Source organism: Schaalia suimastitidis DSM 15538 (assembly GCF_000429105.1).
GTDB lineage: Bacteria > Actinomycetota > Actinomycetes > Actinomycetales > Actinomycetaceae > Pauljensenia > Pauljensenia suimastitidis.
In genome coordinates, this window is sequence record NZ_AUBF01000008.1 from 122,158 (window position 1) to 143,609 (window position 21,452).

The 21,452-nt window shown below is 56.4% G+C and carries 21 protein-coding genes; 6 read left to right on the plus strand and 15 right to left on the minus strand.

Translation table 11 applies throughout. From position 1 onward, the window contains the following. Positions 1–5: 5 nt before the first annotated feature. Positions 6–770, plus strand: a complete 765-nt coding sequence (locus G438_RS10715) for a YwiC-like family protein (protein ID WP_034285041.1) — start codon at positions 6–8, stop codon at positions 768–770. Positions 771–860: 90 nt separating this feature from the next. On the opposite strand, the gene G438_RS0104030 is transcribed toward G438_RS10715, so the two are convergent. Next, entirely contained in the window at positions 861–1,943 is a 1,083-nt protein-coding gene (locus G438_RS0104030; RefSeq protein ID WP_026460246.1) for a histidinol-phosphate transaminase, read from the minus strand. Positions 1,944–2,126: 183 nt separating this feature from the next. On the opposite strand from G438_RS0104030, the gene G438_RS0104035 reads away from it, so the two are divergent. Then, a complete protein-coding gene (locus G438_RS0104035) occupies positions 2,127–2,510 on the plus strand; it encodes a phage holin family protein (RefSeq protein ID WP_026460247.1) in 384 nt (127 codons plus the stop codon). 158 nt (positions 2,511–2,668) lie between these two features. On the opposite strand, the gene G438_RS11905 is transcribed toward G438_RS0104035, so the two are convergent. Further along, positions 2,669–4,225, minus strand: coding sequence for a hypothetical protein (locus G438_RS11905; RefSeq protein ID WP_131245757.1), 1,557 nt, complete (start codon positions 4,223–4,225; stop codon positions 2,669–2,671). Between the two features lie 5 nt (positions 4,226–4,230). Next, positions 4,231–4,515 carry a hypothetical protein gene (locus G438_RS0104045; protein ID WP_131245759.1) on the minus strand — a complete coding sequence of 95 codons (285 nt, stop codon included), beginning with the start codon at positions 4,513–4,515 and terminating at the stop codon, positions 4,231–4,233. 365 nt (positions 4,516–4,880) lie between these two features. Here G438_RS0104045 and purB point away from each other — a divergent pair, with 365 nt between their 5' ends. Continuing rightward, positions 4,881–6,335: an adenylosuccinate lyase gene (purB, locus tag G438_RS0104055; RefSeq protein ID WP_034285045.1), complete on the plus strand. Its 1,455-nt coding sequence runs from the start codon at positions 4,881–4,883 to the stop codon at positions 6,333–6,335. Positions 6,336–6,399: 64 nt separating this feature from the next. Here purB and G438_RS11910 read toward each other — a convergent pair whose 3' ends face one another. The 3 genes from G438_RS11910 to G438_RS10735 are packed head-to-tail and all read right to left on the minus strand — an operon-like array spanning position 6,400 to position 9,423. After that, complete coding sequence (locus G438_RS11910) at positions 6,400–7,065, minus strand: hypothetical protein (RefSeq protein WP_051259275.1); 666 nt, start codon at positions 7,063–7,065, stop codon at positions 6,400–6,402. Beyond that, positions 7,062–8,495, minus strand: coding sequence for an alpha/beta hydrolase family protein (locus tag G438_RS10730; RefSeq protein WP_051259276.1), 1,434 nt, complete (start codon positions 8,493–8,495; stop codon positions 7,062–7,064). Before G438_RS10730 ends, G438_RS11910 begins: the two co-directional genes overlap by 4 nt. A gap of 4 nt (positions 8,496–8,499) precedes the next feature. Beyond that, positions 8,500–9,423, minus strand: coding sequence for a DMT family transporter (locus G438_RS10735; protein WP_084403056.1), 924 nt, complete (start codon positions 9,421–9,423; stop codon positions 8,500–8,502). A 107-nt stretch (positions 9,424–9,530) separates the two neighbouring features. Between G438_RS10735 and G438_RS0104075 the strand changes: the two genes are divergently transcribed. The 3 genes from G438_RS0104075 (at position 9,531) to G438_RS10740 (ending at position 12,638) form a co-directional block, all read left to right on the plus strand. Beyond that, the gene (locus G438_RS0104075; protein WP_026460252.1) at positions 9,531–9,812 is read left to right on the plus strand and encodes a metal-sensitive transcriptional regulator; all 282 of its coding nucleotides are present in this window, start codon (positions 9,531–9,533) and stop codon (positions 9,810–9,812) included. Between the two features lie 51 nt (positions 9,813–9,863). Then, a complete protein-coding gene (locus G438_RS0104080; protein ID WP_026460253.1) occupies positions 9,864–10,103 on the plus strand; it encodes a heavy-metal-associated domain-containing protein in 240 nt (79 codons plus the stop codon). Between the two features lie 93 nt (positions 10,104–10,196). After that, positions 10,197–12,638 (plus strand): heavy metal translocating P-type ATPase, encoded by a 2,442-nt coding sequence (locus G438_RS10740; protein WP_051259277.1) that lies wholly within the window; start codon positions 10,197–10,199, stop codon positions 12,636–12,638. 245 nt (positions 12,639–12,883) lie between these two features. On the opposite strand, the gene G438_RS0104090 is transcribed toward G438_RS10740, so the two are convergent. From G438_RS0104090 to G438_RS0104135, 9 genes are all read right to left on the minus strand, one after another. Beyond that, a complete protein-coding gene (locus tag G438_RS0104090) occupies positions 12,884–13,621 on the minus strand; it encodes a hypothetical protein (RefSeq protein WP_240470978.1) in 738 nt (245 codons plus the stop codon). A 2-nt stretch (positions 13,622–13,623) separates the two neighbouring features. Next, complete coding sequence (locus tag G438_RS12215) at positions 13,624–14,310, minus strand: ATP-binding cassette domain-containing protein (protein WP_084403060.1); 687 nt, start codon at positions 14,308–14,310, stop codon at positions 13,624–13,626. Positions 14,311–15,066: 756 nt separating this feature from the next. After that, complete coding sequence (locus G438_RS0104105) at positions 15,067–15,702, minus strand: response regulator transcription factor (RefSeq protein WP_026460257.1); 636 nt, start codon at positions 15,700–15,702, stop codon at positions 15,067–15,069. Continuing rightward, positions 15,699–16,856 carry a sensor histidine kinase gene (locus G438_RS0104110; protein ID WP_205618403.1) on the minus strand — a complete coding sequence of 386 codons (1,158 nt, stop codon included), beginning with the start codon at positions 16,854–16,856 and terminating at the stop codon, positions 15,699–15,701. Before G438_RS0104110 ends, G438_RS0104105 begins: the two co-directional genes overlap by 4 nt. A 22-nt stretch (positions 16,857–16,878) precedes the next feature. Then, positions 16,879–17,688, minus strand: coding sequence for an ABC transporter permease (locus G438_RS0104115; protein ID WP_051259278.1), 810 nt, complete (start codon positions 17,686–17,688; stop codon positions 16,879–16,881). A gap of 64 nt (positions 17,689–17,752) precedes the next feature. After that, positions 17,753–18,670: an ABC transporter ATP-binding protein gene (locus G438_RS0104120; RefSeq protein ID WP_026460260.1), complete on the minus strand. Its 918-nt coding sequence runs from the start codon at positions 18,668–18,670 to the stop codon at positions 17,753–17,755. A gap of 106 nt (positions 18,671–18,776) precedes the next feature. Further along, a complete protein-coding gene (locus tag G438_RS10745; protein WP_034285048.1) occupies positions 18,777–19,325 on the minus strand; it encodes a methylated-DNA--[protein]-cysteine S-methyltransferase in 549 nt (182 codons plus the stop codon). Positions 19,326–19,327: 2 nt separating this feature from the next. Next, positions 19,328–20,164 carry a glycosyltransferase family 2 protein gene (locus G438_RS0104130; RefSeq protein ID WP_026460261.1) on the minus strand — a complete coding sequence of 279 codons (837 nt, stop codon included), beginning with the start codon at positions 20,162–20,164 and terminating at the stop codon, positions 19,328–19,330. Between the two features lie 129 nt (positions 20,165–20,293). Continuing rightward, the gene (locus G438_RS0104135; RefSeq protein ID WP_026460262.1) at positions 20,294–21,175 is read right to left on the minus strand and encodes a DUF5926 family protein; all 882 of its coding nucleotides are present in this window, start codon (positions 21,173–21,175) and stop codon (positions 20,294–20,296) included. Between the last annotated feature and the right edge of the window lie 277 nt (positions 21,176–21,452).

The window sequence follows — 21,452 nt, forward strand, 5'->3', positions numbered from 1 at the left end:
TGGTTATGGCGTCGTCATTACGAGCACACGGCTGGGTCCCTGATCAGCATGGGGCGTGGCCGATGGCGCTGTTACCAATCCTTTTTGGGATTGCCGAGGCGGGCCTGGGTGCGTGGCATCTTGTACTGCTGGTGGCGTGGCTGAGTGCTTTTGCCTTTTTTCATGCCTTCGAATTGTGGGCAAAAACCGCGCCGCGACGCCGTCATCGTATCCGTGCCGCACTGGTCACGTGGGGCATTTTGACGTTCCTTTCTGGTGTTCCGTTGCTGTTGTGGCGCCCAAGTCTTTGGGCGTGGGCACCGTTATTTGCTCCGCTTTTAGCGGTTGCCGGATGGGGTATTTGGCGTCGGCACAGCCGTGCCCTGTCCGTGCGCGTGACCACTATTCTTGCCTCGTGTTTGATGACGCCGGTGGCCTATGGTAGCGGCTACGGCACGCGTGAGACATGGCTGATAGCTGCTTTTCTTTGCGCGTATTTTTTGGGCACCGTCCCCTACGTGCGTTCCCTCATACGTGGTCGTCGTGATATTCGTTGGGTATATGCAGCCGTCATCTGGCACGTGGTAGTGACTGTGGCGATGACGATGGCATGGAGTCTGGGCCAGGTACATTGGAGCGCACCGGCCGTGTGGCTACTTCTGTCTGGGCGTTCGTTGGTCGTGCCGCTGTATCAAAAGCGGCGCGAGGTACCGCTCCGCCCAGCGGTGATCGGCATTATTGAATTGGTGGCCTGCGCGTTAGTGAGTGTTGCTGCAGCGCAGATCGCATAGGGCGCATGTCGCTACGAGGCAGTGTCCGCATGGGACGTTACGTGCCCTGCGCCGCTTGTGCCTTACCCGAGGCACCACTAAGCCCGCCGTTTAGCGATGCCTACGTGGCTGTGTGCTGCGGCGAAGCTCTAGATAGCACTGCACCAGTGTCAGCAGTCGATCATTGTGTTCAGCAGAACCAACGGTGACCCGTACACCTTCTGGGAATGGGCGAATAATGAGGCCTTCAGCGGCACAGGAGTCCACGAAATCACGCCCAAATGTGGGCAGCCAGTAAAAATTAGCTTGTGTTTCAGGTAGCAAGACATCCATGTCGTGCAGGCGGGTAACAATTCGTTCTCGTTCGGCAACAACCTCAGCTACGGCGGCACACATATACGCCTGGTCATTGAGTGCCGCGAGCGCGCCCGCCTGCGCTGGACCAGAAACACCGAAGGGGACCGATAGGGCCTGCATTGCGCCTATGAGGTCAGCATGTCCCATGCCGTAGCCGACGCGCAGCCCTGCGAGTGCATAGGCCTTGGAGAAGGTACGCATCACCATGATATTGGGGTGTGTAGCAATCAGTGGCACTGCTGTTGTCACCTCAGGGGCGGTGGCGAACTCCATGTATGCTTCGTCGACGATTAGCAGCACGTGGTCGGGTAGGCGCGCAGCCACGTCAGCTACCTGCGTGTAGGTCAGGGCCACACCGGTGGGGTTATTTGGGGTGCATAGGATCAAGGCTGCTGTTGCCTCGTTAACCGCAGCCAGCATGGCGTCAAGATCGTGGCTGCCGTCAGGGCGTAGGGCAATGGGCACAGGTGTGGCATGCGAGGTTGGCACTGCAATGGGGTAGGATTCGAAGCTGCGCCATGGGAAGATCACTTCCGCACCTGGTTGGCACACAGCCGAAAGTGCCGCCAAGAGTACGGCCGAGGACCCTGTGCCGACACATATTTGCTCAACGTCAAGGCGATAGTGCGTGGCGATGGCGTCACGCAGTTGGTGGGCGGCCATATCAGGGTATCGGTGTGCCGAGGCGATGGCTGCGCTGGCGGCCTCAATGGCGGAGGGCGAAGGTCGTGAGGGCATCTCGTTGGAGGAGAGTTTTGCTGCGCCAGGCACAGCGCGGCCTGGCACGTAGCGAGGGATTGTCAAAGCTTCAGGGCGCAGTCGGACAGGTAGGGTCATATATCTGTCCTACCGTATATTGACTGTATTTTCTTTCTCACCCCAGGGTGTGGACACGGTGAAGCTGGTGGATGCGATGGTGCCGATGAGCGCAGCGAGCAAGTGAATGCAAGACAGTCCGCACGTGCAGCAGACCGCGTCGTAAGACGAGCGCAGCGGGAGCATGGATGCGAGACTTGTGGCATGAGATTTGTGATTCGTTTACTTGGCACCATGCTCGGCATTTGGGTAACCACCCTGCTGGTTTCTGGTATCTACATTTCTGAAGGTACCTCGCTTACTGAACGCTTGTTGATTTTGGCTGGTGTGGCATTAGTTCTCACCTTGGTGAACAGTCTGGTTCGTCCCGTGTTGACGGTGGTGGCTTTTCCGCTGTACCTCATCACCTTTGGCTTATTTGCCTTGGTCACGAACGCAGTGGTCTACATGATCACTGGGTGGGCAGCTACGTCCCTTGGTTTGCCGTTTATTGTCGGTGGCTTTTGGCCTGCTCTGCTGGGTGGGACGATTACGGCGATTATTTCCTCCCTCACTGTGGCGATTCTGGGCAAGGAAGACAAGAACTGACCCCCGGCACATTACCGTGCCACCATTGTGCTTACTGCACGGCATGTCTTGCCTGCAGAGCACACCTCGCCTGTAGCGCACGTCTTACCTGTATGGCACACCTCGCCTTCAGTGCGCCTCTGCCTGTTACCCCACGTACGCCATGAGGTGCCTGCACGCTAGTTACCCCGCTTGGATGTGAAAATATACGAGGTTGTCACCGTGTCTTGGTTCAACGCCAGGTGTTCTTCGCGGTCGTTGAGCCATTGAGCGACCTCAGGCACGCCCCGCCCACTGTTGACGTCATCCTCCAGTGAACCCATTGCTGCCTCGTAAACAGCAAGGCTGTGCGCACTTCCCGCACCGTTCACGTGGGGAGCTGCATTCTTCCCGTCAAAATACACGCTGGTCAACCCTGGTTGAGACCCCGCCGAAGCACCGTCGGCTGCGGGCACCACATCACGCGTATTTTCCAGGTTGAGCATATTCACCCCATGTGCGGGCTGGGCATAAGCTGTTGCACCACCCACACTTAAGGCTGACACCACGTTGTACTGCTGGGCAACCTGCGGCGAAGACGCGAGCTGCGCGACCGCCATGCCACCTTGGGAATGGCCAACAAACTCTACCGCCTCTCCTGGTGCAATACCCGCCATTTTCATCGCGTGGAGGACAGCGGCACTTTGGTCATTGCTGAGGCCGCCCACCAGTTGCGTATTCGTCAGAATATCTTGCGGGTTGGGTCCCCCGGGGCTCCACACTTTCGTTCCGGGAATAATGACACTCCACGACGTCCCGTGTCCTGGTGTGTCATGTTTGAGTATTTCGATACGTCCTTCCTCTTTGGTCCCACCAACTTCACCGACGCGATGAAGGAGATCGGAGGCACTTCTTGGTGTTTCCGTCACGCTGCCGGATAACCGAGTGGCGCCCCCTCTAGGTGCACCCACATGAGCACCCTGTCGCACCCACAACGCAGTTGGCACGCCGAAACCCAGTGCCTGCGCTATCGACCCTTTCTTATGCGACGCGGCTGCGTAGCCTGCCGCAACCCCGACAGATTCAGCGCCTGCAATTGCACCATCCGAGGTCACGTGTTGCACATTCACCTTAGTGCGACCGTCAGGGTCTCCACTCATCGCCGCAAGTAAGGCTGAAGCGGCAACACCTGCTTTTTGTCCGTTCCACCGTGCACGCTCCTTTGCCGATAGTGTGAAGTCACGGGGCGTAACGGTTGCAAGTGCAGCGAGAAGCCCAGCGGACATTTGCATACGCACACCGGACAAGTCACTGCTGGCACCGAAACGAAAATATGTAGCATCAAGTGCAGCGAAAAAGCCTGCAGCGTGGAGGGTAGGCGCCCAAGGTAGACGAAAAGGCATGTGTGTCCGAATCTTGCTGCGCACATAATCCAGCTGCCAGTAAGCAAATACGTCGTTTTCTGCCGCAGCATATATCAGCGCCGCATAGGTCAATTGCTGTAAGAAAAACTCCAGCTGCTCAACTAGACGCACATAGCTGAGTGCACAGTCCTCTAATTCGGCTTTCGCGAAGGCCAGCGCTTCGGGCGCTAACGCCCCGTTGGATTGGAGGAGTTCTTGGGCTGCTCGAATACACTCCCAGGCGAAGTAAACATGCTCGTAGCTGCCACTCAAACGTGTACACGACACGACCAGTGCATCGGTATCAACGTGCGTGTGGGATGAGTACACCACGACATCGTCAGAAAAAGTCATGGTCATCACCCAAGTAGGAGAAGCTGAGTTCGTTCAATTTCTTCCTGCGCCATGGCGTAAAGAAGATGGCAAGCATTACGAGCCTGTTTCGTGTCAGTCCGTACAATGCTGGCAATTCCTTGCACTTGTGCCAGACGTCCTCGCGCACAATCAGCACTGTGGCCTTCCCAGGAGGGTAATGCCTCGCTGGCGAGGACCGCCTGTGCGTCAGCGAGCGCATTGGCGGCCTGATCTAGAAGTGCCTGCACACTGGAACATCGGGTTAGTTCAGGGTTGTCATACATCGTCATATCCTTCCCTTTGAGCTTCTGCGCTCATATAAACACGTGCGGGTCCATGCGTCGCTTCCTTGAGGTTACGGCGATGCTGGTGCCGCACCCACGTGTAGCAAGGCACATTGGGGAAACAGTGTGTGCGCAATAAAGTGGTGGATAAGGCAGTGATGAGTGGTTTGCCTGTGGAGATGACAGCACAACCACGGCCACTGTGTTGCGCAGCAACACAGGTTCAAGATGCTTGTGAAAAAGGCACCATGGCAGTACCCGTGTTCACAATAGGCACACTGAAATCCACAGTGCCAGCCAAAGATTCGGCGCCTCGTCCAGAACAAGGGCACGACCCGTATTGCCCAGTCGGTATCTGCCATGATTAATCCATGAGCGCGTCTTCGATATTTTCCCCCCAGTGCGGATACGTGAATCTGTCTCAGGTTGGCCAAGCCCTCTCCCCTTTGGATGGCCGCTATCGCTCCACGGCTGAGCCGTTAGCCAACTACCTCAGTGAAGGGGCGTTGAACCGGGCACGTGTTCACGTCGAAATCGAATGGCTCATCCACCTTCTTGATACCCGTGCTCTTCCAGGCGCACCGAGTCTGACCGACGCTGAACGCAGCTACCTGCGCGCATTACCTCGTTCATTTGACGCAACACATATTGCGCGCCTGTCGGACATTGAAGCTGTGACCCGCCACGACGTCAAAGCTGTGGAATACCTCATCGGTGAGTACCTCGCGGCTGCCCCAACGGTTGTGGGAGCCGACACGACACTGCCGACACTGACCGAAGTGGTTCATATTTTCTGCACCTCGGAAGATATCAACAACCTTGCCTACGCATTGACCATCAAGGCAGCGGTGGAGCAAGTGTGGCTGCCAGCTGCAAGTGCCCTCCTTGCTCGTATTGCTGAACTGGTGGAATTGGGTGCTGATGTCCCAATGCTGGCCCACACGCATGGGCAACCCGCCACACCGGTCACCATTGGCAAGGAAATGGCCGTCGTCCACCACCGTTTGTCACGTCAGCTTCGGCGTGTGGAAGCCACTGACTACCTAGGCAAGATTAACGGTGCAACTGGCACGTGGGCCGCTCACGTCGTATCAGTGCCCACTACGGATTGGCCTGAGTTATCCCGCCGTTTCGTTGAGGGCCTGGGATTGACGTGGAATCCGCTGACCACGCAGATTGAGTCCCACGACTGGCAGGCAGAACTGTACGCCGATCTGGCGCGCTTTAACCGCATTGCCCATAACCTTGCGACAGACTGTTGGACCTATATTTCCATGGGGTATTTCCATCAAAACCTTGCGGCACAGGGGTCCACCGGCTCCTCAACGATGCCTCATAAGGTCAACCCCATCCGCTTTGAGAATGCCGAAGCCAACCTGGAAGTGTCATGCGCGCTCTTTGATTCTTTGGCAGCAACCCTGGTGACATCGCGCCTTCAACGTGACCTTACTGATTCGACAACGCAACGCAATATTGGTGTGGCCTTGGGCCATTCTCTTCTGGCACTGGATAACCTTCTGCGCGGCTTGCAAGGGATTGATATCGACGCAACGCGAATGGCTGATGATCTGGATGCGAATTGGGCTGTACTTGGCGAGGCGGTGCAGCAGGCAATGCGTGCTGCTGCACTTGCGGGGGCACAAGGGATGGCCAATCCCTATGAGCGTTTGAAAGAACTGACCCGCGGTCACGAGGTGGGCCAGGCTCAGATGCGTGACTTTATTTCCAGTTTGGGACTTCCCGATGACGTTGAAGCGCGCCTTATCGCGCTCACTCCAGCATCATATATCGGGTTGTCCGGCCAAATTGCCCGGTGGGTCCTCTAAGCCAGTGCTGTCTGGTAGCACCACCTGCGACTCGCCCAGCAGCAAGTATTTACGGCAGCATGTATCACGGGTGCCAGTAGCGATCTGAGGCTGGCGAACCGTAATGCTCGTATAGTTCAGGTGGCGTTGCGGTCGTAGAACTAAAGCCAAGGGCCGTGGCGTCAGCCAAAGTGAGGATATCGCCTTCAAGGGTGACCGCCTCGCCATCATGGGCATCAAGTAGCCTCATACGTACTGACACGGGAGCGATCTCGCGGTTATCCCAGGCTGCTTCAATGAGCGTGTCAAGGAGGCGACGAAGCACAGCATCATCACTGTCGGTCCGCTCACGGCGGCTCACGAAGACATCGATTTCGGCCAGTGCGGGTTTACCAAATCCTTCGTGCATTTCCACATGCGCTAGACGCACATCCCAGCCAAGAGGTAAAGCAAAGCCACCCAGTATGTGCTCAAGATAGTCACGCATTCGGGTTGAGCGACCTGCACGCCGCGACGATTTCAGTCCTTTGACGGCAGCCCCCACTCCCACAGCTGCAACTGCAGCACCGGCGATCATGGCGGGACTTGATAGTTGAGGGATGGCTGACGTTCCACGGTCAATGCCTGCGCGCGAACCTGTCGAAAGGATCCCACCACCGTCGGCAAGGCCCTTGTTGACCGGTGGGGTGCCTCGTAACGCACGCCGGAGAACGGGAAGGATCTTCCCTTGATGTTTGGGGCGCTTATTCATCTTTCTCTCCTAGGTGTTGGTGACGGGGCTGTCCCGTTGCGTGCCGTTCGCGGTTCGCCGTCAGCATCCACAGCTGTGAGCGCTTGTGATCGGTCGAGGCGGATGAAGGTTTCCCATGTGTCCGCAGAGGTCGTATCCAGCACCTCTTGCCAGAAATTAAAGAAAAAGACGCGAGTGTCTTCCCCTTCGTTAGGTAAATTCTCTTCCAAGCGATGCAGCGCACGCGCAACCCGACCAAATGGTGCGACAGCGACCTGACGTTCCAGCAGCATCGTTGTCTGTGTGTATGTTGTTGATGAATGTGCGTAATACAGCGGATCTCGCCGTGGGCGGATAAGGCGGCGGCCAACAACGACGCGGTGATCCGGTACCCGCGTCGAAGTCCCATCCATGCTGGGAACGACATCTTGGTCGTGAGCAATGGCGAGCATGGTGACATCTGGGCGGATACGGAATCGACGACCCGGCGCCCCGACAGTAAGTACACCCGTGACGCGTACCCCCGCTTCGGTCGGCGGTAAAGCAGCGAGCGCCACAGCCACCATCCCCCCTTGTGAATGACCACAGATCACAACCTGTTCTTTACTGCGGTCAGAGATAGGGATCTCCTCCATATCCATCGCCGCATGTAACGCCATCACCGTTCCCACCCTGGATGCTGACGGTAAACCAAGGACCTCGCGGATATTCGATTCGCCGTCACATGGGTTTGGTGTACTTTCGAGGTCCACGTGGTCCGTTCCCGGCAGGGATACGAGCCACCGTCTGGCAAGACCCGTACCTACTCGAGTAATTTTTATGCTCTGCCCGTAGCCCGCTGACCAGTAGAGGTCATCAATGTCAGCAACCATATCGGATATGCGACGTGGCGCATCATATCGGTGGAACTGTGGTCGTGGCCGTTCCGACTCAAAGGGAACATAGGGTTCACCATGGCGCGCAGAGTCGTAACACAGGTCGAGGTGCACCTGGCCACCTTTGAATAGGCCCACTGCGGTTCCGGCGCTGAGGGCAAAAGTCATCAAGGCGTCATATCCTCGGGTGGGAATCAATGGGAGCAGTGCCTTTGCACGGCCATCACGGTCAGCGCCTAGGGCAATCGAGGCACGCAGCCATGTGCGCCCAAGGGTGGCAATACCGGCAGAAAAACGGGTGATGCCGCGTATCAGCAGGGTGTCAAGGCCCGGGTCGTCAAAGAAAAGTCGCTGCGCTTTGGCTGTGACTTGGTCGCCGTAACGCGCGGCTTTTTCTTGGGTGACGTTACGGAGGTTTTCAGGTAATAGGGACGAGGAGGTGACAAGGTGAGCAGCGGCAACCCCGACAACCTGTGGCAGAAGCGGCGCTAGTTTGAGGCGGGCATGTAGGGGGGTGATGGCATGGGGAACACGCCTCGATGCGTAAAACGGCGAGCGTTTGCGTTGTCGCGCCATAAGGTCACCTCCTACGTGTCCTTGTCCAGGAGGAGCGTGGGCGACCCCCTGAATGCCCAGAGGCCCGAGACACTGTGGATGCCCCACCAAGTTCGTTGATCATCATCGCTGCCACTATCATTCCGCCCCCAGCGAGGAGTCGCAAGGTGAGAGTTTCACCGCCAAGCCCTACGGCAAAGGCTGCGGCGAAAACAGGTTCGGTGGTCATGATGACGGCTGCTGCTGTGGAGGCAATATGGGCTTGGGCCCAGGTTTGAATATAGAGTGCACCAACGCCGGCCACCAGCGCCATATACATGAGGACACCCCATTGTTGTAGTGTCTGCGGCAGTGTCACGCCGCCGGGGAGTGCGAGCGGCCCCAGCACCAGTGCCAAGGTAATCGTTTGTATGGCCGCAAGATCTAGTCCATTTTCTTTAGGTGACCAGCGGCCAAGTAATACGATGTGCACCGCATAAAGAAAAGCACCGACCAGCGCGAGGCTTTCGCCACCACCAAAAGACCACCCTTGGTAGCTCAGGACAACAAGCCCTGTCATCGCAAGGGCGCTGGCTGCCCACACTCGCGCTGATAACCGCATTCGGCAAGCGAGGAACAGGATCAGTGGGGTGAGGACAACGTACATGCCTGTTACTACACCAACGGCCGAGGCACTACCCACTGACAGTGCATAGGTTTGAAAGATCTGCGCGCCGGTCCATACTAAGCCAAGGATGATGCCGCGACCCCACGTGCGCCTCGTTGATCGGATAAGTGGCCTACAGCGCACGGCTCCGATGACGAGTGCCGCAATAGCAAAACGCAGGCCAAGGAAATCCAGTGGCGCAATGGTGTGGACAAGGTCGCGGATCAGGAAGAAACTGGAGCCCCATACGACGGTCACACCGATAAGGGCAACTGCGGGAAGATATTTCTGACCAAGGCTCACACCTCCAAGAGTACGACTGCTGTGTGGTGGCCGTGTGCCGTTTTAGCCATTGACAGACATACCCCCTGGGGGTACCTTGGGGATTGTGGTCCACTAAGGAGGGGAATATGCACGGATACGCCGCTTCCACCGAGCAGTACCTCACGCGCCTTCGTCGCATCGAGGGCCAAGTGCGCGGTCTCCAACGCATGGTCTCCCAAGGGGATTACTGTATTGACATCCTCACCCAAGTGTCCGCGGTCCAGTCCGCCCTTGACGCCGTTGCGCTCGGTCTGGTCCAAGACCACCTGGGACACTGCGTGGTGCAGGCAGCAAAGGAATCGGACGAGGCAGCGCAGGAGAAAGTCCTTGAAGCGACCAAGGCCATCGCCCGCCTCGTCAAGTCGTAACCATCACAAAGCGCCCACCCATCTGCCCCACCTACCCATAAGGAGAAACCCATGGCTATTGATCGCACCGTCGTCCTTGACGTCAACGGACTCACCTGCGGACACTGCGTCGCCTCCATATCTGAGGAACTGCAAGACGTTGACGGCGTCCTCAACGTTGAGGTCATCCTCAACTCTGGCGGCACCTCGAAAGTCACCGTCGTCACCGACACCGGTGTTGATGACGCAGCGTTAGGCGACGCTGTCGCAGAAGCCGGTTTTGAACTTGTGGGTATCCACCGCGACTTCTAAGGTCACTCGCCTGTCACCCGCCCCAGCATGTGGGCGGCCACGCTGCGGGCATCTTCGCCCTGCTTTCTCTACTTCACTCACAGGACACTACCGATGAGCGCACCCACATCCGACCGTTTCGACCAACTCCGCATACGCTTGTGGGTCGCTTTACCGCTCACTGCGGTAATCGTTGCCGTATCAATGGTGCCTGTGTGGCAATTCAACGGATGGCAGTATCTGGTCGCACTACTGACCATGCCGGTAGTGACATGGGCAGCGTGGCCATTTCACGCGACAGCGTGGCGTGCTGCACAGCATGGCTCCACCACTATGGACACGCTGGTATCGCTGGGGGTGGTTGCCACGACCGCGTGGAGCCTATGGGCATTGATATTTGGCGGCGCAGCAGCCACTTCGCACGACATGGGGTGGACGTCGTTCCTACCGACTCTGCCACCCTACTTCACCGAAAGCACTGCCACGCACGCCGGAAGCAGCCACGCATTTGGCGGCGCACATATCTATTTTGAAGGTGCCGCCACTATCGTCACCTTTTTGCTCCTTGGTCGACTTTTGGAAGCACGAGCAAAACACAGCGCAGGCGATGCACTACGGTCCCTCCTTGAAATGGGGGCGAAAACGGCGTCCTTGGTGACCATTGACGAAACAGGCGTGCGCACTGAACGCACTGTCGCTGCCAGCGAACTTGAGCCAGGGGATCTTTTCCTTGTGCGTCCAGGCGAAAAATTTGCCGCCGACGGTACGGTTATTGAAGGAGCTTCCGCCGTTGATACCGCACTACTGACCGGCGAATCTTTGCCTGTAGATGTCACGGTGGGTGACGAGGTTACGGGCGCCACCCTGAACACCTGGGGCACACTGGTGGTGCGTGCACGCAAAGTGGGGGCCGAAACGACACTGGCGCAGATGGGCAAGGCTCTTGCTGACGCCCAATCCGGCAAAGCTCCAATTCAGCGCCTCGCTGACCGTATTTCCGCCGTTTTTGTTCCTGTTGTTATCGCCATTGCGCTGGCAACCTTTGTATTGTGGCTGCTGGTGGGCGCAGAAATACAGATGGCATTTACAGCGGCAGTATCCGTGTTGGTCGTGGCCTGTCCTTGCGCCCTGGGTCTTGCGACGCCGACAGCACTGCTGGTCGGGTCGGGTCGGGCAGCAAAACTTGGTGCCCTCATTCGTACACCAGAGGTTTTAGAGTCGACGCGCCGCATCGACACCGTGGTTTTCGACAAAACTGGGACTGTGACCACAGGCGTGATGAGCCTGGAGTCGGTTGACGTACCTGCCGATTTGGAGTTGACGGGTGATGAGGTGCTTGCTGTGGCGGCAGGTATTGAGGCAGCATCGGAACATCCCTTGGCTCGCGCTATTGTCGAGGCAGCTCATTCCAAAGGTCTTGCCCTACCGCCCGTCGACGCCTTCACTAATCATCCTGGTCATGGGGTGAGCGCCCTCGTTCGCAGTGGCGATACCACCGAATTGATACTGCTGGGGAAACCCGAGTGGCTGGCGGGCCACGGCCTATCTACCCCCCTCGCAGACCAAGCGAAGCGGGCCGAGGCCAGTGGCGCCTCAGCGGTTTTGCTTGCGCGCGTCCCTTGCTGGCGTGAGGACACCTGGAATCACCGTGCGCCCGCCACGTCTGCGGCGCAATCTGCCACCGCCTCGTCCCTTGCCCCTGATGCTTTGACGGAGACGGTGTATATGAGCGTCAAAGGGATGACCTGCGCATCCTGCGTGCGTCGCGTGGAACGTAAACTCGGCAAGCTTGATGGTGTTGTTGCCGTCGTCAACCTCGCCACTGAGTCAGCAACCATCACATTGACCCGACCCTGGGACGATGCCGAGTTGGAATATACCGTCAACGCGGCTGGCTATCAGGGACAGGTTCAGCGCCGTGAGGCACGACAGGTGCAGGTGGAAGCACCACTGGCCACGGCTCCATCGCGGCACCGTGTCCTTCCTGAGCAGCTACCTCAGGCGCAGGTGCTGGGACTTTTCACCATCCGCGATACACCCAAAGCTGAGGCGAGCGACGCCATCGCAGACCTCAAAGCTTTAGGTTTAACACCTATGTTGGCTAGTGGCGACAATGCGGGAGCAGCCCACCACGTTGCCATGCTGGTCGGCATCGACGAAGTTCACGCTGGCATGCTCCCCCACGATAAGCGTGCTCTGGTCGCTGCTTTACGCGAAGGCGGTCACACAGTGGCCGTTGTTGGTGACGGCGTGAATGACGCCGAGGCTTTAGCCCAAGCTGATCTTGGGATGGCGATGGGCTCAGGAACGGATGTGGCCATTGACGTGGCTGAGGTGACCTTATCCACCTCGTCCCTTCACACCGTTGCCACCGCCATCCGAATCTCCCGCAAAACGTTGCGCGTCATCAAGCAGAACCTTTTTTGGGCCTTTGCCTACAACGTGGCGATGATACCTCTAGCTGTGTTGGGCATGCTCAATCCCATGATTGCCTCGGCAGCAATGGCATTTTCGTCAGTTTTCGTGGTCCTCAATAGCTTACGACTTAAGAACTGAAATATCCGGGGTGTTGTTCTGCTTGTTTATTGTGTGGCCACCGCGTCTGGTGTCCGATTTTGAGTGTTGGCGCGGATCACTTTTCTAAGTTTAACGCGCCAAGTTTGGCTTTGATTTGATTCTCAACAAGCGTGCCAACCCGATCCCTAATCCCCACAGAGTAACGCTCCAAACTCCACGGCGAACGAAATCCACCCCCAAAAAATCCACCTCAAAAACCAAGAAACAAAACCCAGGACAGTTCATTACAGCTTGATGAAATTGTTGTTCGATCGACTAACAGTGAAAGCAGTTACCCAACAGACAATCCCCAAAACCGCGTTCGCCAGGATATAAGCGGCAGCAATTTTCGATTGCGCTGTCGCGTCAAGAACGGTGATCGGGATATTAGCGGCGAAGAGGTTGAGGACAGATTCATTAGATGTCGCGCCCAGAATCCACACTGCATCGGGAGCGGCAGTCTCGAGCCAGCACAGGCCGACACCGACTGCGATGGCACTGACGAGCACATAACTGAACCAGGCGAGAACAAGGAACGCGAAACGATTATTGATCCCTTTTAGAGCGTATGCGATGAGCAACATCATGCCGAGTCCGGTGAAAGTTGAAACGACATAGCCAACAAGGTTTGGTATCTGTGCCATCCACTCGTCTCGGGTCCCGTGAAGAAGCGGCAGCAATGTTGCAAGATATCCCGCCAGCAGATTCGCACACAGGACAGTGATGACCCTGATAGCGAGACGCCACCTGGGAAGTGGTGAGAGCAAGAGTAACTGGTCATCACATGTTCCAACGAGACGGATAACAGCATCTAATGCGTATACCGTTAGCGCAACTTCTATCAACATTGTTCCGACGCCGTAAATTTGGGCAGCAAGGAGTTCGCTGGACATCAGGCGGATGAACGCAAAGACTAGGAGAGCCAAAACAAGGGAGATCATGAGGCGGCCATATTTGGTCGCGATAAGGTGAATTTCAGTCATCGTCATTCCTGTCCCAACATACTCAGCTTGTACGCCCGTTCAAGATCGCCCTCACCTAATTCACGAAGATGAGCCGCACTATCATGTCTGAGCACGCGCCCCTCCGAGAAAAGTACCACCTGATCGAAAATGGAATCCACACCATTAATCAGATGGGTACTAAGCAGCATTGGAGCCTCTGGATAACGCAACCCTTGAATGAGTTCCAAAAGATGATCACGAGTGAGAGGATCAACGCCAGCAAGCGGCTCGTCCAGAACATAAAGATGAGGCGCTCTTGACATTACCAACGCAAGGTGAAGACGCTCATTCATTCCTTTTGAGAGGCTTTGTACACGGCTCGAATATGAAAACTGTGCGCCTGAAAGAAAATCTTCAAAAACCGGCGTCCGGAAATCAGGGTAGCGGTTGCGGAATAACTCAACGCATTGCGATACCGTCAACCACGGATACAGGAATGGCTCATCAGGAAGATAACTAACTACGGCTCGATTTGGAACTGACAACCTACCTTCGTATCGGACGATGTCACCAACAACGGTCCTTAAAAAGGTCGATTTGCCCGCACCGTTCGGTCCAAAAACTCCAACGATTCCTTCGGCTCGATCCAACACGAACTGTTCGAGATTCAAGGCAACATGTCTCCCGTATGAGACACGTAGATGATGAGCCTCCACAACAGTATTCATACGCCGACTTCCCCCCAAAAAACCGTTGACACGTCAAAAATAAAACGAGCAACAATCCCAATTACAGCCAATATCGACACAACATGAATAATACGCAAGACCTGACTCGCGACCCTCATGTCTCATGGTCGCTCGATATCCAAAATAGTTGTCAGGAGTTTCTGGCCATCCGTATTAAGAATAGGGAGAAGATTCATAATGAGCATCGTCAGAAAAACGAAGGCAGAGGATTCGAGAGAGACCATATATCTTACATTACCTGCAAAGAGAATAACCATAAAAACGATGAATAGATTAATCCAAAGCCCCGCAATGTGACAAACGATTCTCTCCGATCTGCCAAGCAAGAGCACCTGATCCATTCTTACATAGAATGCCGGTAGTACACGATAGTTGAGCTTGAAACCAATTTTGTCGACGTCTCTACCACATAATTGTTGGTGTATACAGCGGTCATCACTGACGCCTTGTCCGCCACTGCCTTCGGCTCATATTAAACCAAACCCACCTACTCCCAACAATGGGACAGTCCCACCGAAACAGAAGTGGCGACCACCTCGTGAGCGCACTGGCGGAACACCATCCGCCTCCACCAAACCCTCAACCACCGCATTCTTGAAAAAATGATCCACACACCGCACACCAGCCACGGTAATGACCCAACAAATAAACGGAACAAAACCCTGAACACGTCGTTACAACTTAATAAAATTACTTGTCAATCGACTAACAGCGAAAGCATCCACCACCTCGGCGCTACAGCCAACCCGCTCCATTGGCGATTACCGCTGCTTCCGCTCTGGTACGTGCACCGGTTTTCACCATCGCAGAACTCACGTGATTACGTGCCGTCCCTTGGCTCATACCAAGGGCGTCGGCAACGTCAGCAATCGTTCCACCCTTGGCCACCTCGCGCAGTACCTCTACCTCTCGCTCGGTAAGGGGGCTTGCACCTGCGGTGAGCGTTTCAAGGGCAAGAGCAGGGTCAATCACCCGTTTACCTGCGGCAACTTGTCGCACCGCAAGAGCTAACTGTTCTGATGGCGCATCTTTGACAACGAAACCACCCGCACCGGCATCAAGGGCACGTTGAACGTAGCCCGGGCGGCTAAACGTGGTGAGGATCAGCACCGCCGTGCGCGGATACCGTGCCTTCACTGCTGCGCACGCAGTAATCCCATCCATTGTTGGCATTTCAATGTCCATGAGGACAACATCAACATGCTGACCCTTATTTTTTAGCTCTTCCAAAAGAGTCAACGCCGCCGCGCCGTCACCTGCTTGTCCTACCACGTCAATATCGTCTTCCAGGCTGAGCAGTGTGGCAATCGCTCCACGCACCATTGCTTGGTCGTCAATGACGACCACTTGGAGTGTGCTTCCGGCATTCATCCTCGGTCTTCCTTCACATCAAGTACCCATTGAGCATCGCGCAGTCCCCACGTGACCGTGGCGATATTGAGGCCGCGCTCCCGCAAGGCCTCAAGACCAGTTCCGCTACTCCCTTCTGCACGCGGCACATTTCGCCGCCATCGCCGCGCCATATCATTCGTGATGGTGACACCATCGGTGCGCATGTGGATGGTCACGGTGTTGGCATTCGCATGTCGTAATGCATTTGTACAGCCTTCACGAATGGCGTGGGCAACCAGGGTTCTCATCGGTGCGAAGCTCGGTTCACCATCGTTGATCACCACACATTCAACGTGGGCGCTGGCCAGCAGTCGGCGCACACTGTCTATTTCAGCTGCAGGTTCCAGACTTCGGTTGCCGGCCACGACTTGGCGCACATCCGCCAGAGCTTGGCGTGACATTTCAGTGAGTTCGTCAAGTTGCGCGCGGGCCTGGTCAATTTTTCCTGCGTCAAGCAAACGCCCAGCAAGGTCGGCTGTCACAGTGATACCTGTGAGTGTGTGCCCAAGGATGTCGTGAAGGTCAGCACTCAGACGCACCCTTTCACGTTCGCGAGACAGTTCCAAGTCGTGTTCAAGCTGAAGCGACCGGTATTGTTCACGTTCAACTTCGTTACGTACTTTCAACGCTGCGATAGTGGTGATGGTGGCCACCACAAAAGGAATGAGACCATCGTTGGTGATGACATTGGCCAACAGTCCCACCAGAAAGAGGAGGACGGTCACGCCAGGCATCAACCATTTTTTGGGTGCTTGAAAGACGAAAGCGGCTGCACAGAAGGTGAGGTAGTACGTACCGGACCCTAGACCGCTCCACTCCAGACTCAGGTGAAGCAGCCCATAGGTAGCGCACAGAGCCATGAACCACGCGACGAATATGCGGCTGCTGTGTGAGTCAGGTGGTGCCGACTCATTAAACAACCAACTTAAGAGATAGACGGCGCCGAAGATAAGGGTGGCTGCCAGTACCGCTGCCCCTTGGGGCGTCGCCACACCCAATTGGACGGCACCTATCACGGGCAGCAGGAGGAATATGACATATGGACTTGCCCATGCCAATGATTCGAGACGTCCAGGTGGTAGGGTGAGGCGCCACCTGCGTGTCGTACCTGATGTTGGCATACTCTTCCTCACCTCGTCCACCATCAATAATAGGTTAGCGACCAGTGTCTCGGCGCTGCCCCCATACTGCGAGTAGGGCAAAAAGTAGGGTCCAGATGACGAAATTCGCCAGCCACTCCCATTGGAACTCTTCCCAGCCGTACATGGGCAGTGCCGACAGTTTGGCTAGCCCATACAGAGGTGTCCACGGGGCAAGATGTCCCATAAACTCACCCATTTGTTCCACGGGGATAAACATCCCCGCCCCAAAAGAGCACACCACTGTCAGGCCACTCGTTGCAGCAAAGGCCCCATCGCTGCGTACTGCAAATGCGAAGGCAAGGCCAATAACAGCTGGAAGCACCGATAGCACGAGGATCATGATGAAGGACCCTGCCCAAGCATGAGCCTCCATACGTGCATCTGTTGCCCGCCCGATAGCGAAAACAATGGCGACAACGAAAGCACCCAAACTCACCGCAGCACTCAGCCGTGAGACGATGATGGCCAGTGGTGACAGTGGCGTCATCGCGAATAGGCGCGACACTCCGCTGGTGCGTTCAAGGGCATAATTGGCACCCATCGACGATACCGTCATCACTGCGCCATAGATTGCCATATTGACCAGAACCGTTGCCGCAACGTTGGAGTAGATCACCCATTCTTTCGAGTAGTCCTGACCCGTGCCGAACATAAAGTACATAAAGGTCGGCAACCCAATGGCAAAGCCGACGATAAAGGGGTTGGTGAGCATCTTCCAGAAGGAGTACCAGGTGAGGGTTCCCCACCCCTTCCATCCGGTCCCAGCTTTTGCTGGACGGGGGCGGCGAGTAGGTGTGCTGGCAGGTGTGGATACGGTTTCCATGAGTGTCATTCCTAAGGTCAGGGGTCGACGCTGATATGTGACGAGGCGGTGCGGGCAGAGTGAGTCAGGCAGTGAGGTGGGCGAAAACATCTTCGAGGCTGGAGGCGCTGATAGTCAGCCCTGACGTGCCGTCAATGGCAAGGAGGTGTCGTGCAAGAGCGTCAGTGTTGTGCGAACGAATCACTAATTCGTTGTCACCCGACCCATTAACGGCGTTCCATGTGACGCTACCCGGCTCAAGATCGCCTGTGTTGGACACAATGTCTTCGACTGCTGTGCGCGCGCGATTTGCTACACAGATACGCAATACATTGCGCGCATAGTGTTGCCGTAAGGCGAAGGTTTCAGCGTCTGCAACAAGGGACCCGTCTTTGATGACAATGGTGCGTTGAGCAAAATCTTCCGCTTCTGCCAGGTAGTGGGTGGCGAAGATAATGGTGCGTCCATTGGTTGCTTGCTGACGCATCAATGCCCAAAAATCGCGGCGCGCCAGGGCGTCCATCCCTGCGGTTGGCTCATCAAGGATCAGTAGCCTCGGGTCAGGCAACAGCGCGAGAGCTAGGCGCACCCGCTGTTTCTCGCCGCCAGATAGTTTACGGATTGGGCGTTTGGCCAGGGCTGTTAGCCGGGTTTCGGCCAAAATCTCGTCGATATCGCGAGCGTGACTGTGGGCTGCTGCGAAAACACCAAGGCATTGACGAACTGTGTATTCCTCGAGCAGTGCTCCGGTTTGCTGGACAACACCCACCAGGGAACGGCGTACCGCTTCACGTGGCGGCATACCAAATAGGGTGGCCTGCCCTTTGTCTGCCTGCTGCAGGCCGAGGGCAATGTCCAGAAACGTCGTTTTGCCGGCACCGTTTTTGCCCAGGAGAGCAACGATTTCACCGCAAGCAATGTCAATACTTACCTTGTTCACAGCTGTTGTGGCCCCGAAAGATTTGATGATCTCGCGGGCTGAAAGTGCATGTGTCGTTTCCATACCTCAACACTATGTTCACCCTGTCGGTACGCACAGTGGCCCTTGGGATAGGTGTTCCCATGACATCTGTCATGGGAACACCTGCATCAAAGTGTGCTGCGATACTTCAGATTGCGCCTTCCAGAGACAGCAAGGTTTCTTTGATGAGGAGTCCTCCACCGCCAGCACCTGCAGCGCCACCATATCCGCCGATCGACCCGTCGGCGCGCAATACACGATGGCAGGGCACCACGATGGGCAGCGGATTTTTTGAGCATGCGGTGCCGACAGCTCTCACAGCGCGAGGATGCCCTGCAACTTCGGCGACTTCACCGTAGGTCATGGTGTGTCCGTACGGGATGAGGCCAATGGCTCGGTGAATATTCTGTGTAAATGAGCCTTCGGCCCCGCTGAGGCGTCGGTCGAGAGGAAGGTCGAAGTGGTGTCGCTGGCCGGCAAAATATTCGGTGATCTGTGTGCTCGCCTCCTCAAGGATGAGGTGGGCCTGAGGACAATTAGCCACATCACCCATGGTCGTATGGTCGGTGGCAAATATCCCGCTGGGACGTTCATAGGGTAATGCGATGCGCATAAGGCCCTGTTCGCTGGCGTACAACACGAGGTCACCGATCGGCGTGGCAACCGTCATCCACGCGGACAGCTGTTGTGCGAACATCACTACGCCTCGTCGCTGACGGCAAGCCGTTCGTAGGCTGCACGCGGATACGGGTCACCGACGGGGTGCTGTTTGGTGATCGGTGTGCGTTGTGCCCTGGGCATACGTCTACCAACGATGCGGCGTTTGACGACACCGAGGAGCACTTCAGCAGGGTTACGGGAACGCCGTGATGTGCGCGCGTGCCCATGAGGGTCGTGGTGAACGAAAGAGCAGGGTAATTCGACGACGGAGAGGCCAGCGGTCAAAATGTCGATAGCCATTGCCGCTTCCAGACCTGTGCCAGAGGCAAATGGCATGGACACGGTAATTGCTTCGCGTGTCAGACAGCGTTCTTGTTTGAGTGGCGAACGCGCATTCCAGCCGGTTGCGCGGCGAATCGAGGCGCGGGCAAGGTTTTCTGAAACGGTACGCGGCGGAGCCTCGGCTCCAGGTGGGGTGGCGATAGCGCAGTCAGCGCGGCCTGACATTACCGCTTCGACGAGGATTGTCGCTTCGACTGTTGATTCGCCAAGATCTCCTGAAAGTAACAGGAGGAGCCGTGGTGGCCAGTCTGAGTGATCACGCATGGCAGCAACTTTGACGCCGGTTTCGATGGCCGAGGCCCGACCACGCATCACCGTATGAGAGACGACGGTGGCACCTGCATGTCGCGCGGCACGGGCAGTGTCATCAGTTGACGCATCGTCAATGACAATAATGAGGTCAACGCCGGGGATTGCGCGACATGAACGTACCGTAGAGGCAATGATTCGGCCAACATTGTGGGCAGGGATAATTGCTGCGACTCGTTGCGGGGCATTGCGGTGGTGTGGCGCGAGCGGACCAGCGTGATTCACAGCATCAATGGTAGAGGCAAGCTGTCGGCAGTGAAACCACTCCTCGGCTTACGGACGGCTTCTGCGTGTAATTGTGGGCAAATACACTGGGCCTGCAGCGTCGTTCACTGCAGGCCCGGGTGCGGCTTTTCAGCGGATGGTGACTTGCCGCGAAACGAGGCCTTGGCGGGCTCTGCGTTCGTCGTGCGTCATTGGGTCAGTGACTTTCAGCGCGGCAGCGAGGTTGTCGGCGAGTTTTTTCGCATCGTCGGCAATGTCGGTCGCTGTTGCCCCTTCAGCAAGTTCAAATACTGGGATGGCAATACCGCAGGCACGGAATGCGCCGACGAAACGGGAGCCGTCACCAAGAGTGGCTTTGCCGGAAGCTTGGAGGCGTGCCAGTGCAGTGAAAAGTTTCGATTCGTCGACGTCGGTAAGAATACGCACGAAATTACGGTTCATTTCGCACCAGTACATGCCGTCAACACCTGGGACAGCCTCAGTAGGGACGACCTCTTCACGGTTACGCTCCAGGGCGCTGCGGGTGTCAGCGTCAAGTTCTTCAGCTGGGTCGAACCAATATCCGTAGTCGGCGGTCAGCTCCATTGGGCCGAAACCGTCTGCAACAAGGAGTTCTTGGAGGCGCGGCGCAGGTTCACGCACGTCGGTAGTGACCACGCCGTCATTGCCTGCTTCCTTTGCGGCGATGGCTGCAAGGAGTGCGGCACCTGCGTCATGTGAGAGGTCACCGGAGTTATTGCGTGTTTGAAGTCCAACGAGGATACGTCCGTCGCCTCTGACCATGGCAGCAACACCGTCAGGCAGAAGCGTAACAATGTCGAATTCAAGGTCACCGTATTGGGCTGTGGTACGTGCGCTCATCGTTGCGCATGGAATGATTTCGCGCATGGCGACCAATTCCTTTTCTGCGGAAAGCCCTTCATAGGGCCGTTCCACGAAAGGAATAACGGCACGAGGCGCGGGTCGGTTGGCGACGTGTGCGATTTTCTTGCGGCGACTGGCTTTACCCATGGACTCAAGGGTACCTGGAGTTGAGAGAAAGGAAGAAAATGAACACGGTGGAAGTGCCTGGACATTACTTGGTGATTGAGTGTCGTCACAGCCACTGATATCCACTAGCCCACGAATGACGGTCCCGAAAAGGGTGGGAGGCGTTCGGCAGTACCACGAAGCTCACCACTATTCATTCGATATTTAGTTTATTGGTTAATAAGTCATGTCCTGCCCCAGCATGCTGCACTGCCAAGGAAATGAAACGTTCCATTGACAATAACCGAAACGCACCATA

What these genes read in the sequence shown, in the direction of transcription:
- G438_RS10715 (WP_034285041.1), top strand. Translation starts at nt 6, where the DNA reads ATGGCGTCGTCATTACGAGCACACGGCTGGGTCCCTGATCAGCATGGG.
- G438_RS0104030 (WP_026460246.1), bottom strand. Translation starts at nt 1,943, where the DNA reads ATGACCCTACCTGTCCGACTGCGCCCTGAAGCTTTGACAATCCCTCGC.
- G438_RS0104035 (WP_026460247.1), top strand. Translation starts at nt 2,127, where the DNA reads ATGAGATTTGTGATTCGTTTACTTGGCACCATGCTCGGCATTTGGGTA.
- G438_RS11905 (WP_131245757.1), bottom strand. Translation starts at nt 4,225, where the DNA reads ATGACTTTTTCTGACGATGTCGTGGTGTACTCATCCCACACGCACGTT.
- G438_RS0104045 (WP_131245759.1), bottom strand. Translation starts at nt 4,515, where the DNA reads ATGACGATGTATGACAACCCTGAACTAACCCGATGTTCCAGTGTGCAG.
- purB (WP_034285045.1), top strand. Translation starts at nt 4,881, where the DNA reads ATGAGCGCGTCTTCGATATTTTCCCCCCAGTGCGGATACGTGAATCTG.
- G438_RS11910 (WP_051259275.1), bottom strand. Translation starts at nt 7,065, where the DNA reads ATGAATAAGCGCCCCAAACATCAAGGGAAGATCCTTCCCGTTCTCCGG.
- G438_RS10730 (WP_051259276.1), bottom strand. Translation starts at nt 8,495, where the DNA reads ATGGCGCGACAACGCAAACGCTCGCCGTTTTACGCATCGAGGCGTGTT.
- G438_RS0104075 (WP_026460252.1), top strand. Translation starts at nt 9,531, where the DNA reads ATGCACGGATACGCCGCTTCCACCGAGCAGTACCTCACGCGCCTTCGT.
- G438_RS0104080 (WP_026460253.1), top strand. Translation starts at nt 9,864, where the DNA reads ATGGCTATTGATCGCACCGTCGTCCTTGACGTCAACGGACTCACCTGC.
- G438_RS10740 (WP_051259277.1), top strand. Translation starts at nt 10,197, where the DNA reads ATGAGCGCACCCACATCCGACCGTTTCGACCAACTCCGCATACGCTTG.
- G438_RS0104090 (WP_240470978.1), bottom strand. Translation starts at nt 13,621, where the DNA reads ATGACTGAAATTCACCTTATCGCGACCAAATATGGCCGCCTCATGATC.
- G438_RS12215 (WP_084403060.1), bottom strand. Translation starts at nt 14,310, where the DNA reads ATGAATACTGTTGTGGAGGCTCATCATCTACGTGTCTCATACGGGAGA.
- G438_RS0104105 (WP_026460257.1), bottom strand. Translation starts at nt 15,702, where the DNA reads ATGAATGCCGGAAGCACACTCCAAGTGGTCGTCATTGACGACCAAGCA.
- G438_RS0104115 (WP_051259278.1), bottom strand. Translation starts at nt 17,688, where the DNA reads ATGGAAACCGTATCCACACCTGCCAGCACACCTACTCGCCGCCCCCGT.
- G438_RS0104120 (WP_026460260.1), bottom strand. Translation starts at nt 18,670, where the DNA reads ATGGAAACGACACATGCACTTTCAGCCCGCGAGATCATCAAATCTTTC.
- G438_RS10745 (WP_034285048.1), bottom strand. Translation starts at nt 19,325, where the DNA reads ATGTTCGCACAACAGCTGTCCGCGTGGATGACGGTTGCCACGCCGATC.
- G438_RS0104135 (WP_026460262.1), bottom strand. Translation starts at nt 21,175, where the DNA reads ATGGGTAAAGCCAGTCGCCGCAAGAAAATCGCACACGTCGCCAACCGA.